This is a genomic window from Exiguobacterium sp. BG5(2022), from assembly GCF_031844365.1.
Taxonomy (GTDB): Bacteria; Bacillota; Bacilli; order Exiguobacteriales; family Exiguobacteriaceae; genus Exiguobacterium; species Exiguobacterium profundum.
In genome coordinates this window covers 95296-108381 of the sequence record NZ_JAUZVB010000003.1, presented here as the reverse complement: position 1 = coordinate 108381, position 13086 = coordinate 95296, and the positions used below count along the sequence as shown (strand labels likewise).

Annotated in this window: 13 protein-coding genes and 2 tRNA genes; 8 read left to right on the top strand and 7 right to left on the bottom strand. The window is 46.1% G+C overall.

Annotation, left to right across the window (positions count from 1 at the left end):
* The first annotated feature begins 203 nt into the window (after positions 1 to 203).
* The 3 genes from Q9R25_RS12690 (at position 204) to Q9R25_RS12680 (ending at position 5952) form a co-directional block, all read left to right on the top strand.
* On the top strand, positions 204 to 1889 hold the full coding sequence (locus Q9R25_RS12690; protein ID WP_311283243.1) for a formate--tetrahydrofolate ligase: 1686 nt from the start codon (positions 204 to 206) through the stop codon (positions 1887 to 1889).
* A 14-nt stretch (positions 1890 to 1903) separates the two neighbouring features.
* Positions 1904 to 2812 carry an alpha/beta fold hydrolase gene (locus Q9R25_RS12685; RefSeq protein ID WP_214691472.1) on the top strand — a complete coding sequence of 303 codons (909 nt, stop codon included), beginning with the start codon at positions 1904 to 1906 and terminating at the stop codon, positions 2810 to 2812.
* 170 nt (positions 2813 to 2982) lie between these two features.
* Entirely contained in the window at positions 2983 to 5952 is a 2970-nt protein-coding gene (locus tag Q9R25_RS12680) for an SH3 domain-containing protein (RefSeq protein ID WP_311283242.1), read from the top strand.
* 38 nt (positions 5953 to 5990) lie between these two features.
* Here Q9R25_RS12680 and Q9R25_RS12675 read toward each other — a convergent pair whose 3' ends face one another.
* From Q9R25_RS12675 to Q9R25_RS12665, 3 genes are read right to left on the bottom strand one after another with little or no spacing between them, the layout of a single operon-like run.
* Positions 5991 to 6404, bottom strand: a complete 414-nt coding sequence (locus Q9R25_RS12675) for a DUF3805 domain-containing protein (protein WP_074037765.1) — start codon at positions 6402 to 6404, stop codon at positions 5991 to 5993.
* Positions 6401 to 6955: a hypothetical protein gene (locus tag Q9R25_RS12670; protein WP_148209495.1), complete on the bottom strand. Its 555-nt coding sequence runs from the start codon at positions 6953 to 6955 to the stop codon at positions 6401 to 6403. The genes Q9R25_RS12675 and Q9R25_RS12670 overlap by 4 nt, the downstream gene beginning before the upstream one ends.
* Positions 6956 to 6957: 2 nt before the next feature.
* Positions 6958 to 7317: a hypothetical protein gene (locus tag Q9R25_RS12665; protein ID WP_031421018.1), complete on the bottom strand. Its 360-nt coding sequence runs from the start codon at positions 7315 to 7317 to the stop codon at positions 6958 to 6960.
* Between the two features lie 138 nt (positions 7318 to 7455).
* On the opposite strand from Q9R25_RS12665, the gene Q9R25_RS12660 reads away from it, so the two are divergent.
* The 4 genes from Q9R25_RS12660 to Q9R25_RS12645 all read left to right on the top strand — a co-directional run bounded on the left by Q9R25_RS12660 (position 7456) and on the right by Q9R25_RS12645 (position 9191).
* Positions 7456 to 7529 (top strand) — tRNA-Gly (locus tag Q9R25_RS12660).
* 15 nt (positions 7530 to 7544) lie between these two features.
* Positions 7545 to 7618: transfer RNA gene (locus tag Q9R25_RS12655), tRNA-Gly, on the top strand.
* Between the two features lie 157 nt (positions 7619 to 7775).
* The gene (locus tag Q9R25_RS12650) at positions 7776 to 8576 is read left to right on the top strand and encodes an MBL fold metallo-hydrolase (RefSeq protein WP_196431586.1); all 801 of its coding nucleotides are present in this window, start codon (positions 7776 to 7778) and stop codon (positions 8574 to 8576) included.
* A 408-nt stretch (positions 8577 to 8984) separates the two neighbouring features.
* Positions 8985 to 9191 (top strand): DUF3006 domain-containing protein, encoded by a 207-nt coding sequence (locus Q9R25_RS12645; protein ID WP_015880796.1) that lies wholly within the window; start codon positions 8985 to 8987, stop codon positions 9189 to 9191.
* A gap of 51 nt (positions 9192 to 9242) precedes the next feature.
* On the opposite strand, the gene Q9R25_RS12640 is transcribed toward Q9R25_RS12645, so the two are convergent.
* Positions 9243 to 9809, bottom strand: a complete 567-nt coding sequence (locus Q9R25_RS12640; RefSeq protein ID WP_251131872.1) for a TlpA family protein disulfide reductase — start codon at positions 9807 to 9809, stop codon at positions 9243 to 9245.
* A gap of 75 nt (positions 9810 to 9884) precedes the next feature.
* On the opposite strand from Q9R25_RS12640, the gene Q9R25_RS12635 reads away from it, so the two are divergent.
* Positions 9885 to 10739 carry an aldose 1-epimerase family protein gene (locus Q9R25_RS12635; protein WP_196431588.1) on the top strand — a complete coding sequence of 285 codons (855 nt, stop codon included), beginning with the start codon at positions 9885 to 9887 and terminating at the stop codon, positions 10737 to 10739.
* Positions 10740 to 10776: 37 nt separating this feature from the next.
* Here the strand turns inward: Q9R25_RS12635 and Q9R25_RS12630 are convergent, their stop codons facing one another.
* From Q9R25_RS12630 to Q9R25_RS12620, 3 genes are all read right to left on the bottom strand, one after another.
* The gene (locus Q9R25_RS12630; RefSeq protein ID WP_074037769.1) at positions 10777 to 10995 is read right to left on the bottom strand and encodes a PspC domain-containing protein; all 219 of its coding nucleotides are present in this window, start codon (positions 10993 to 10995) and stop codon (positions 10777 to 10779) included.
* 20 nt (positions 10996 to 11015) lie between these two features.
* Positions 11016 to 11723: an SDR family oxidoreductase gene (locus tag Q9R25_RS12625; protein ID WP_074037770.1), complete on the bottom strand. Its 708-nt coding sequence runs from the start codon at positions 11721 to 11723 to the stop codon at positions 11016 to 11018.
* Positions 11724 to 11802: 79 nt separating this feature from the next.
* Positions 11803 to 12999, bottom strand: coding sequence for an LCP family protein (locus Q9R25_RS12620; protein WP_311283241.1), 1197 nt, complete (start codon positions 12997 to 12999; stop codon positions 11803 to 11805).
* Positions 13000 to 13086: the final 87 nt, after the last annotated feature.

Sequence of the window (13086 nt, the reverse complement as noted above, 5' to 3'; positions counted from 1 at the left end):
ATGAAAACGGATACATTTGACGGAAAGGGTGGAAAATATTGAACGGAATGAATGAATTTGAAGGCGTGATGAGTTATGATAAAATCAATGATAATACGAACGGATTAAATATGATTTGCCTTGATTCATATTTTAATCCGAAATTTCCGAATGATTTTAAGAGAATAGAAAGATATCGTTCGATAAACGGAGGGACTTTTTGAATGACAACGACGAAACCATTATCTGACCTTACGATTGCCCAACAAGCCAAAACCTTGCCGATTAAAGACATCGCAGCAAAAATCGGATTACATGAAGATGATCTAGATCTTTACGGGAAATATAAAGCTAAACTTTCTTACGATGTCCTCGAACGTGTGAAAACGCAGAAAGACGGAAAACTCGTTCTCGTCACAGCGATCAATCCGACACCAGCTGGTGAAGGAAAATCGACGGTGACAGTTGGTCTCGGACAAGCGTTGAACCAGTTGGATAAACAAGCAATCGTCTGTCTGCGCGAACCTTCACTCGGTCCGACGATGGGTCTAAAAGGTGGCGCTGCTGGTGGTGGCTTCAGTCAAGTTCTCCCGATGGAAGACATCAACCTCCACTTCACAGGTGATATGCATGCGATCACATCGGCCCATAATACGATCAGTGCCATGATTGACAATCACTTGCATCAAGGAAACGACCTTGGGATCGATGTCCGACATATCGTCTGGAAGCGTGTCCTTGACTTAAACGACCGCGCACTTCGTCATGTCACGGTCGGTCTCGGTGGTCCTGCTCACGGAGTCCCTCGTGAGGACGGATTTGATATTACCGTCGCTTCGGAAATCATGGCGATTCTCTGTCTGGCCGATTCATTGGACGACCTCGAAGAACGCATCAAGCGAATCGTAGTCGCCTATGACCATCAAAAAGAACCAATCACGGCAGAACAAATCGGGGCGGCCGGGGCGGCGACGTTACTGTTGAAGGAAGCCTTTAAACCGAACCTCGTCCAAACGCTCGAACAAACGCCTGCACTCGTTCACGGCGGACCGTTCGCAAACATCGCGCACGGATGCAATTCATTGATTGCAACGAAGACTGCATTAAAGCTTGGGGAGTATGTGGTGACGGAAGCTGGGTTCGGTGCCGATCTCGGGGCAGAAAAGTTCTGTCATATCAAATCTCGAGTCGGTGATTTGAATCCGGATGCGGTCGTACTCGTCGCAACCGTTCGCGCTTTAAAAATGCACGGTGGCGTTTCAAAAGATCAGCTTCACATCGAGAATGTCGGTGCAGTCGGAGAAGGATTGAAATTACTCGCCAAACATATCGATACGATGAAAAAACTCGGACTACCTACGGTCGTCGCATTGAACCGTTTCAATTCAGATACAGAAGAGGAACTTGCAACCGTTCTTGATTGGTGTGCGGCACACGGTATTCGTGCTTCGCTCAGCGAAGTATGGGCAAACGGCGGACTTGGTGGTCGACAGTTAGCCGAAGCGGTCATTGACGCCGTCGAGTCGAACGAAAGCAAACTTACGCCTCTGTATGTGTTGAACGATTCGATCGAACAAAAGATTAAAACCATTGCGAGAGAAGTATATGGTGCTGCAGACGTCGTGTTTACCGCCAAAGCACAAAAGCAAATGCAAGATGTTCAGGCGAACGGCTGGTCGGACCTTCCCATTTGTATGGCGAAGACACCGTTCTCCCTCTCAGACGACCCTTCAAAATTCGGTTATCAACAAGGATTCACCATCACTGTTCGCGAATTAAAACCTTCAGTGGGAGCAGGATTCCTCGTCGCCTTAACAGGCAACGTGTTGACGATGCCTGGGTTACCGAAACATCCAGCAGCTCTCAATATGGGAATTGACGAATCCGGAAAAGCAATCGGCCTTTTCTAATAGGGGGATGACACATGATCGTATCGGAGTTGACGTATCCTGACGGGTATCAAACAGAAGTGATGCACGTTCAGGCAGAGCAATCGATTGGAAAAATATTCATGTTTCACGGGATGCTCGAACATCATGAAAGATATATTGAGTTTGCACAGTTTATGGCAGATAATGGCTATGATGTGTTTGTGTGTGACTTGCGTGGTGCGGGTACAAGCGCTCATGACCAACGCACATATGGGCATCTCACGCCAGGAACGGGATTCCAACAACTTGTTGAGGATGCACAGTTCCTCATCCGTCAATATGAGGATGATCGTCCGACATATCTAATAGGTCATAGTTTCGGTTCTCTTCTCGTTCGAAAGCTCGGTCAAGTCATGGGGCACGCCTTATCCGGAATCGTCGTCGTCGCCCCGCCTCCTCATCCAGGAGTTGCAGGCGAACTCGGGCATCGCTTAATTGCTACCGCGATGAAACGAACACACGAAACACACCAATCTCGTTTTTTTGAACGACTGTTATTCGGACGTTATAATCTTAAGTTTTTACCTGCTCGAACGGATAGCGACTGGCTTTCAAGTGTTCCAGACGAAGTCGACTCCTATCTCGCCGACCCAAATTGTGGCGGTTTGCCTTCCCTCGGTTTTTTACATGAAGTGACACGCGCTTCATTAGATGTCACCACGTCTGCACGGATTCATGAACATCCGAAGTCTCTTCCAGTTCTGTTCGTTGCCGGAATGGACGATCCTGTCACGCATGACGGAGAAGGGTTGAACGGAATCATTAAGAAATATCGTAATGCGGATGTCGAGCTCGCAGTCGTCACTTACGACAATGCTCGACATGAAATCCTTCGTGAAGCACACCGCGAACAAGTATGGTCAGATATTCTTGCTTGGATGAAGCAAAACAGAATCCATTAATTTACTTAATCCCCTTTTATAAGGGGATTTTTCATTTACCTGATTTTAGAAAAATTATTTTAAGCATTTACCTTTTTTGTAATTCTACTTCTTCTTTCCATTTTTTAAGTACGTTATACTTAGACCGCAATCAATTTAATCATGCTCTCTCATCCGAAAGGGGTAACATATTGAAATCGACACTCTCAAGATTAGGAGTAGCCACGATTGTCTCAGGAACGATACTGAGCACTCTCGCACCACTCCAATCATATGCAGCAACATCCGAAGGAACAGTCAACACACCCATTTTAAATGTACGGTCTGATTCGTCGACATCGTCTTCAATCGTCGGCAAATTAACGGAAGGAACAACGGTAGATGTATACACCGTCAACGATGAATGGGCACAAATCAACTTCGAAGGTCAAAAACGATACGTTTCTTCTACGTATTTGACAATCGGTTCATCTATGACAACAGCCTCTACTACATCCGCTTCATTATATGTAGCTGAAATGAACGTCAATCTTCGTTCTTCCATGTCAACGTCCGCTTCAATCGAAACAGTCATCCCAAAAGGATCACTCGTGACGCATCTATCTACTCACGGGGCGACAGGATCTTGGTATAAAGTACAATTTGGTACATATACAGGATATGTGGCAGCACGATACTTCAGCGAAACAAGTCCTTCGTTTTACGCTTCGACAACTGCCGTCTTGTACGATTCGACCGGTTCAGGTGCGTCTAAAATCGCAACGATTCCAGAAGGTGCGAAAGTCACTTACCTCGATTCATTAGGCGCGACGGGTTCATGGTATAAACTCGAATACGGTTCACTTGTCGGTTATGCACCAGCACGTAACTTTACCGCGACTTCGCTTGCTCCAGAAGCAGTCACGACATATTACGCGGTGAAGAATGTCGCGCTCTACAATAGTTCAGGAACTGGTGCATCAAAAATTGCAACAATTCCACTTGGGGCAGAAGTAAAGCGTGTATACGTGAACGGATTGAGTTCATCTTGGTATAAAGTCCAATACGGGGACACGGTCGGCTATGCGGCCGCGCGTAACTTCTCGACATCAAAACCTGAAGCCGTCGTCAAAACAACCTATTATGCGGTTCGAGACCTCGTGTTATATGAGTCATCCGCTTCCGGAGCAGCTCGTCTACGCACGATTCAAGAAGGAACAAAAGTCGTCCAAGTATCGGATGCCAACTTATCGGACTCTTGGTTCAAAATTGAATATGATGGAGTCACCGGCTTCGCTGCCGCTCGTCATTTTTCAACGAAGGCACCTGAAGAAGTGACGATCACACCATACTTTGCGATTCGAAATGTAGCGATGTATAGTTCGTCTGCAGCCGGAGCGACGAAGATTGCCACGATTCCATTTGGTGCAAAAGTAGAACAGCTTTCACAAAGCGGTCTTTCTAGTTCTTGGTTCAAGATTCGCTATGACGGAAAAACAGGATATGCAGGTTCTAGTCACTTTTCATTAAAAGATCCAGAGGTCGTGGTGAAAACAGATTATTATACAACGCGTGATGTCGTTTTATACAACCGCTCGGATGCTGAAAAAGTGAAGGTTGCGGTCATTCCATTCGGCACGAAAGTTCAACAAGTGTCGGAACCTGGTCTCACGGAACGATTCTTTAAAATCGAATACGGTCCGATTACAGGTTATGCGACGGCAGATTACTTCTCGAAAACAGTACCGTCAGACGAACAATACGAAGAAGAACGTCAAGTTCGTATCTATGTAGATGGGAACGAGCCACTCAACGTTCGTTCGACGCCTGAAGTGACAACAGCAAATAAAGTCGGAACGTTAAGTACGGGAACGATTGTCAACATCAAACCAATTGTCGGTTCAGACTGGGCACTTCTTACAAGTGGTACGTATAGCGGCAACTATATTCATACCGATTACGTCGTACCTGTCACAACGACCCCACCTGCGACAGGTATCACGAAAAAAGTTTCGTATACTAGTTATCCGATGACAGTTCGTCAGATGGCAGACCGTCAAGTGGCTCAATTCGCCCAAACGGATGCACATCGATACGATGAAGCCTACCTACCTCGTGCTTGGGTAAGTGTCAACGGATTGACAGGAAAGATTGTGAAATCTGAGATGACTGTTGTCTCAGGGTTAGGAACCGCTTTGAAGATGACAGCCTCTTCAAGCTCGTCCTCGCTCGTCACCATTCCATATGGTGCGTCAATTCAATACGTTGACCGTTATACTTCCGGGTCAACCGTTTGGTATAAAGTAAAATACGGCACGATGACCGGTTACGTGACACCAAGTTCAGTCGTCGGAACCGCCAACATTTTGAGCCGTCCAATTTTAACATCTCATGCGTACGGTCAAATTAATACAGGCGAAACCGTTACGATTACAGGTCAATCCGGCACATACTATACGATTTCGTATAAACGACCGGCCGGACACAATATCCGAGTCTTTGATAACACTTGGCGTCGTGCATCAGTTGATGATCTTCTTCCATACGTCGATCCTAGCCAGATTGATGCAAACTCTCGATCATTCTATCAATTCTTAGATTTATCGAAGAGCGCTGGGACAACTGCGACAACATTGAACAAGGTCCTCACATCAAAAGGAACGCTCAGCGGACAAGGTCAGGCATTCGTTGATGCGGCTAGTATGTATGGCGTGAACGAAGTGTATCTTCTCTCGCATGCCATCCTTGAAACTGGACATGGTACATCCCTTCTCGCAAAAGGAGTTCCTGTCGATAAAGATGGGAATGCATTAATTAACTCGAGTGGGAATCGGATTTATCCGGAACGTCCTGTTGCCGCAACCGTCTATAATATGTACGGTATTCAAGCAACAGATAGCAACCCTCTTGGAAACGGCGCCAAATACGCCTTCCAACAAAAGTGGTTCTCTCCTAAAGAAGCGATTATCGGAGGAGCTTACTGGATTGGGGCTAGCTATATCAATCACCCGACATATAAACAAAATACGCTGTATAAGATGCGCTTCAATCCTTCTTCACCAGGAACGCACCAATATGCAACGGATATCGGATGGGCCGCAAAACAAACGACAAGCATCTATAATATCTATCAATCACTTGATGCTTACACACTCAACTTCGATGTACCAAAATATCAGTAAAAAAGGAGACACGCGCCTCGTTGGCGTCGTGTCTCCTTTTATGTCCACTCAATCGAATCGATAATGGACTCGATTTCCATCTTTTCATCGGTCACCTGATCGGCTACGTAAGTTAAGAATAAGAGCCGTTTCCCATCGGTCAAGGACCATACATCTAAATGCATCCCATCTTCAATCCCACTTGCGTAGGCCGTTGTCATATCACTCGTTTCAGTCGTGACACTTGGAGCAATCTTTACATCAATCGGAAATTCGCCTAAGAACGTATTCAATTCGCTCATAGCGGATTGTTTTGGTTCTTGCGAATCTTCTGATTCATAGATTGAGATTTGAAGCGTCCCTTGCGCATCCGCTTCCGTCGAGTAAAAACTCACATAGTCTTCCTCTTCGCTGTATTCATAATGTTCCGGATACGTCAGGCGGAACCACCCATCAATTTCGTACTCTTTCATGCTGTTTTCTCCTTTACTTGCTTGAATGCCAGCCCTGTGACCATTTTAGCTTGAAGCGCGTACTTCAAGCGTTCGGTCACGTAAAGACGTTGGCTATTTACGTCTTGGGCGATCATATGTCCAAATAAGTTCATGCGGACAGTTTGATTGGATAGGAAATAGAGTCGATCCGCACTCAGCGGACGATATTCGTTTGAATGTTCAAGGTATTCGATTTCAAAGCGGCGGAGGACGTTCAGCGCACAGTAACGATCGGTTTTCCCGGTACTCGTATGAAGCTCGACACGAACGAGCTGAACGTCATACGGACAGACATTCATAAAGATAGGTCCCACCCGCTCATGGATCAAGAGGATACCCATATCGGTCTCAATTAAATCTGGCAGGGCTCCTTCATCTTGCGAGATGCTTAACACGACATACGGTCGGTTTGTCGGTGCAAGCAATTCCCCTTTATAAAATCGAAATCGTTGAATTCCTGTTAGAACCCGGGCACGCCAAGCACTCCCTCGAGCCTCGGCTTCCATCCGATACAACCTCTCTCCACTCACGCTTACTCCCCCTTCACTTGTTTGAGCGCATCGACGAACGTTTCCCATTCTAGGTTGTCACAAACAACCTTATTTTCCAATCCCCATTCTTCATCGATTGTCAAACGTACTTCGTTCGATTGTGCGTGACGGGTGACTCGAAGATCTCCTATTTGAATCATATCCGGATGAATCTCAAACGTCATACTTGGTAATCCGACCCACTTGATTCGATTCGTTCGTAACACAACCTGCCATTCTTGTTCATGATGGATCGAAAACGTCCAACTTCGGAGAGACACCGTCGTGTTCGTTTGTTTCGATTGTTTCAACATTCGAAACCCTTCACCCATCAGTCGTAAATATGATTTTCGCTCACTCATATTTCATTTCTCCCCTTTTTTCTATTATCTGCGTTGTGAATAGGATTCTGCAACCTAAAAAGTTTTTTTAAAAAAGGGTTTGCAAATTCCATCGTATATGCTATTATATCAAAGTAACGTTAAGAGTTAATACGTTTCGCGGGTGTAGTTTAATGGTAAAACCTCAGCCTTCCAAGCTGATGACGAGGGTTCGATTCCCTTCACCCGCTCCATATTTTTTCTTTGATGCGGGTGTAGTTTAATGGTAAAACCTCAGCCTTCCAAGCTGATGACGAGAGTTCGATTCTCTTCACCCGCTCCAATATCGACATATACGCGAGAGTATCTCGCACACATACACTGCACGGTTGAGACCTTGCAAAAAGCAGAAAGTCACACGACTTTCTGCTTTTTTGTTGTTCCGTCTATTGTTTTGGGGAAAAGAGTGATTGAATCCATACAGACAAGGAGGAACTCCATTGATTCAAGCGAAGCTGCAATCCTTTACCGTATACGAAAGCGCGTTGATGCGAACGACATCGACCCTCATCGATACACCAGATGCCCTTTTGTTGATTGACCCGACCTGGCTCCCCGAAGAAATTGCGACAATCCGTCGTGACATCGAATTACACCGTCGGAATCGGCCGCTTTATGTCATCTTCACACATCATCATTTTGACCACATCATCGGAGCTTACGGCTTTGCAGATGCCACAACGATTGCCTCACAGGCTTTCGTCGATGCAGACTCATCTGACCAATTAAATGAGATTCGCGAGTTTTATGAACAATATTATATTGATCACCCGATTCAAAAACCGGACATCGACCTGGTCATCCAACCCGATCAAACGCTTTTAATCGGTTCAGTGCCCGTGACCTTCCTCTCTACACCGGGCCATGACGCGACACATATGTCGGTTCTCATCGAATCCATGAATCTTCTCGTTTGTGGAGATTATGGGTCTAATGTCGAGCCACCTTTTATCGAACACGACCCAACCGCCTATCTCGACACGTTACAAACCTTGCAATCACTCATCTACGAACATGAGATTCGCTGGTTCGTACCAGGGCACGGCGATTTGTGCGACAGCCGGAGTCACATGATTGAGAGATTGAGTGCGGCGGAAGAATATATCTTGGCACTCCCCGAAGAACGTCATTGGTCCTCCGCATGGCCAGAGCACGCTTTTTTTGACCGTGTTCATGAGCGGAATCGAAAGATGGTGGAACAAAAAGAGACCGATCGTCGGTCTCGTCAACAAGACGTATAAAAAAATCGCAACGTCTCCCCAAGACGTTGCGATTTCCCCCTATGTAGACCTATTTCTTTGTGACGCGTTCTGAGCGGACCGTGAACATACGGTCAACCCCATAGATCGTTACTCCCGTCAGAGCGAGTAACCCAATCATTGCAGAAGAAAACATGACCATCCCCCCATTGTTCACAGTTTCGTCATAATCACCCCGTGGTTTCATTATAAAAGACCATTTCAAAAAAAGAAAGCGTTTTCTTCAAACTTCCTTCACATTTCCCGCATTTAACCTCTATCGTTTTTTGATACAACGTCCCTATAGTGATTAGACAGACATGTGTAAAGATGTGTAGCTTTTGTGGAATTTGGGAATACATGATGTAAGGATAAAAAGAGACAGAAGCTGCTCGTCGAGGAGGAAGAGGTATGATTAAGTACGGTACATTGGTACGAATCGAGGGAAAATATGCCGTATTGAGATGGAACAACGGCTCAAGTTTCATCCCTAGACGATTCCTACCATCCGAAGCACGTGTTGGTGATACAATCATTCGAGACAACCATCATTACTATCTTGAAGAAGATATGACCCCTAACTTTGACGCATTGATCAAGCAACACTATAAAAGCTGAACAGTCTGCCCTCTCTAACCGGGCAGTTCGTTCAGCTTTTTTTCGAATGAATCATTCTGAGATGTCGTCGATTTGTTGCTGAAGCCACGCCTCGTCTACCGGACCCGTTTTTTTCGCCACGATGATCCCTTTTGCATCTAGAACGTACGTTGTCGGTAATGCGACAACACGATATTGTTGCTCGACAGCGGCCTCTTCATCTAGCAAAATCGGAAAATCAACGGGATACTCATCTAGGAATGCCTCCACGTCCTCTTTTCCTCGTCGCTCATTTTTGGTGACGTTCACGCCAAGTACTGGGATGCCTGTCGCTTCTTCAAACGATACGAGTTCAGGAAACTCATCCCGGCATGGCGGACACCAAGAGGCCCAGAAGTTAATGACGACCGGCTGTCCTCGGAACTCAGAAAGGGTCAAATTCTCCTCATCTAACGTATTCAAAGTGAAGTCCGGGGCTTGTTGCCCCACTTCAAGTCCTCCTAATACCGATTCATTTTGGACGATCGGAACCGCTTCTTCTTTCTTTTGTGTCATCATATATTCCTCGTAGCCTTTATATGCGAGGCCAGCAATCAATAGAAGGATCAGCGTTCCAATACCAATTCTTTGTAAGCGCATCATTTACCCCTTGTTTGTTTTACTTAAGATTTCTACACTTAACTTATCATAAACCCGTAAAGGAGCGTATGGATTGTGCAACTTCAAAACGAGAAAATACAGATAACCTTAAAGGCACAAGGTGCTGAGATGACGAGTTGGAAAGTATCCGGAACTGAACTCTTATGGCAAGGGGACCCGACCTATTGGGGACGACAAGCCCCGATCCTCTTCCCGATTGTCGGTCGATTGCTCGATGATCAATATGTATATGAGGGAAACACCTATACGATGAGTCAACACGGATTCGCTCGGGACGCTATGTTCGAGGTCGAATCTTCGACTGCCACGTCGGTCCGCTTCACATTGAACGATACATCGGAATCACGTCAACACTATCCATTCCCATTCACACTGACCGTGTCCTATCAACTTGTGGGCGAAGAAGTGATTGTGACGTATCGCGTCCATAACCCGGGCGAAACGACGTTACCGTTTAGCATCGGTGGTCATCCTGCATTCAATATTCCGTTCATGGGCGGGACATTTGAAGACTACGTGATCGATTTCGGCGAAATCCGCTCCCTCGATCGCTATTTGCTCGAGGGCCCTTATTTAACAGGCGCGTATCAACCACTCGGAGAGCGTCAGTATATCCCCCTCACTCGGTCGTTATTTGACGACGATGCACTCATTTTTGAGAAAATTGAGTATGCTGCACTCCGACATCAACCAACCGGTGCAGCCATCGTGATGGAGAGTCCCTCTTTCACGCATTTCGGCATCTGGTCTCCGCCGCAGAAAGACGCTCCGTTCGTCTGTTTGGAACCTTGGTTCGGACATGCGGATTATAAAGGCCATCGAAAAGATTTCCTACACAAAGAAGGGATCCAACTCCTCCCACCAAACGAAACGTTCGAAGCGAGTTATACATTATATATGGAAAACTAAAAAATCAATCCGACGTCTTGTCGGATTGATTTTTGATTTAGAAGCGATCGTCTTGTTCGGCTTCATATTCTGACACCGGCTTTTTCATGATGAGTGCCAGAATGATATAAATGAGGAGTCCCGGGCCACCGAGAAGCGCCATCGCCACGAATAGGACTCGCATAATGGTGACGTCCACCCCTAGATAGTTTCCAAGCCCTGAACAAACACCAGCAATCATTTTATTGTTTGGGTCTTTATAAAGTTTCCGTTCCATATCATCTTCTCCTCAACTCATTATGATCGTTGTGGTCGACGTAATGTCGTTCTTCCGCCGTTCGCAACCTCTCCACGCCCTTCAAAGTCGAGCGCTTCATTAATCGGTGTGCTACCAGACTTGATTTCGATTCGGCGACCGTACAGACCTCGGTTGTCGAGAGACGCTGCGATGACAGTCGCGACATCGGTTTCGGAAATCGTCGCACCATCCGCATCACTCAAGTCCTCTGATGCTTCGATTGAACCTTTACTCGGTTCATCAACAATGGTCACTGGGCAAATGATCGTATAGTTCAAACCGCTATGTTCGATATACTCGTCAGCGGCATTGTTAGCTGACAGAAAGTTAAAGAGTTCTTTCGGTGCAGCGTTCGGTTGATCAGCGCCATAGGCACTGAGTAAGACAACATGACGTACCCGTTCCTTCTTAGCGGCATCGATGGCATTCATCGCAACGTTTCGGTCAAGCAGTTCAATTTCAGTGCTCGAACCATCCGCGCCAGCAGTTGCCGCGATAATAACGGCATCTTGTCCACTTGTCGCCTCATGTACTTTCTTCTCGAGTTCTGTCTCGACATCAACCGTCAATACGTGTGCACCCATTTTCTCGTACTCTGCTTGTAGTTCAGGATAACGAATTAAAGCGGTCACTTGATGGGTTTTCGCCAGGCTTTTCAATACACGTTTCCCGATCTTTCCTGTTGCTCCAATGACTAAAACTTTCATTCAAATTTCCCTCCTCAAAAGAGTAGTTCATTTGTTTAAATTTCCTCTTTCAAGTCAGAATCAAACCCTTTTCTTAAAATTATCTGACAGTACCCCAGACAGATAAATCAAGGGCGTCTCGAATCGCCTGCACGCTCTCTTCTAACGGTTCATAGTAATACACGTTATTGATATAAGCATCTTGACCCTCGACTTGCATCTTATTCACCTCAGGATTCGAAATCATCGTCAATCCGACAGATGCCATTTGCAAGACGTTCATCTCAAGTCCCATTTCTTCTTTCATGAAGCGATACGTCGCCGGAATTTTTGTCCATCCTGAAGGACTTGCCAGTTTTTCAGCGACAGCTGTCATGACCTCCGTTTGACGATTCGAACGTGCTCCATCCGTATCCGATTTACGATGTCTCGCATACGCCAATGCCATGTCTCCATCCATCGCATAGGAAACACCTTCCGTATACTCATACGTCTGGTTGAACCCTTTCTCGCTAAACGAATGCGTTGCCGTGACATTTACCCCACCAATCAAATCAATCAATTCCATGAATGATTCGAACGTGATGACGACCTGTCCATCGACCGAGGCGTCGGTCAGCCCTTCCACGGCACCAATCGTACACTCTGCACCTCCGAACGCGAACGCATGCGTGATTTTATCACCTTCCCGTTCAGGCTCACATGGAATCGCTGTATACGTATCACGTGGAATCGATACATTCTGAACAGTACCAGAGCGTGGTACGAATTCCATCAACTGCAAGGAGTCCGTACGAGATCCCGACAACGATTCTCCTACTCGCGCATCGCTCCCCATAATGAGGAATGTAAATGGAGCAGTCGCAAAATATCCAACAATCAGTAGCATTGCAAGTAAGAAAAGGGCAGCTTTCCCCTTCCATTTACGCTTTCGTTTCGATGGTTGTTTAGACGAATGATCTATTTCTCGTTTAGCAGGGGTAGATGGTGTTGATGGTTTCGTCGTCTGTCGAGATTTTGGTCGAGATGATTTCCGTTTCGAAAATAATGAAACCCGGGGCAGTCGTTTCCGACTTGACTTTGCCGTCCCATTTTTCGTCCTTGGCGATTCTTGGGTTTGTTCATTTAAAAAGGGATGTTCTGATTGGCGTGTTACCCGTTCACGCTGTTGTTCAGATTGTGCACGTATAGAGGGCTCGTCCGTTTCACCGTGGTCCACACGAGACGATTCGATTTCTTGATGTTCTAATTCGCGCTTTCTACGTTCGACACGCGATAAATGTTGTTCATCTTTCATCATTATGATCCTCAACTTTATCAATTTTTCTCTATTATCCCGAACCAGCCATCATCTGACAACGTTTCTTACGAAAATCCGTCTTAA

What these genes read in the sequence shown, in the direction of transcription:
- Q9R25_RS12665 (WP_031421018.1), bottom strand. Translation starts at nt 7,317, where the DNA reads ATGAGTGAGCGAAAATCATATTTACGACTGATGGGTGAAGGGTTTCGA.
- Q9R25_RS12640 (WP_251131872.1), bottom strand. Translation starts at nt 9,809, where the DNA reads ATGCGCTTACAAAGAATTGGTATTGGAACGCTGATCCTTCTATTGATT.
- Q9R25_RS12625 (WP_074037770.1), bottom strand. Translation starts at nt 11,723, where the DNA reads ATGAAAGTTTTAGTCATTGGAGCAACAGGAAAGATCGGGAAACGTGTA.
- Q9R25_RS12645 (WP_015880796.1), top strand. Translation starts at nt 8,985, where the DNA reads ATGATTAAGTACGGTACATTGGTACGAATCGAGGGAAAATATGCCGTA.
- Q9R25_RS12620 (WP_311283241.1), bottom strand. Translation starts at nt 12,999, where the DNA reads ATGAAAGATGAACAACATTTATCGCGTGTCGAACGTAGAAAGCGCGAA.
- Q9R25_RS12690 (WP_311283243.1), top strand. Translation starts at nt 204, where the DNA reads ATGACAACGACGAAACCATTATCTGACCTTACGATTGCCCAACAAGCC.
- Q9R25_RS12675 (WP_074037765.1), bottom strand. Translation starts at nt 6,404, where the DNA reads ATGAAAGAGTACGAAATTGATGGGTGGTTCCGCCTGACGTATCCGGAA.
- Q9R25_RS12630 (WP_074037769.1), bottom strand. Translation starts at nt 10,995, where the DNA reads ATGGAACGGAAACTTTATAAAGACCCAAACAATAAAATGATTGCTGGT.
- Q9R25_RS12685 (WP_214691472.1), top strand. Translation starts at nt 1,904, where the DNA reads ATGATCGTATCGGAGTTGACGTATCCTGACGGGTATCAAACAGAAGTG.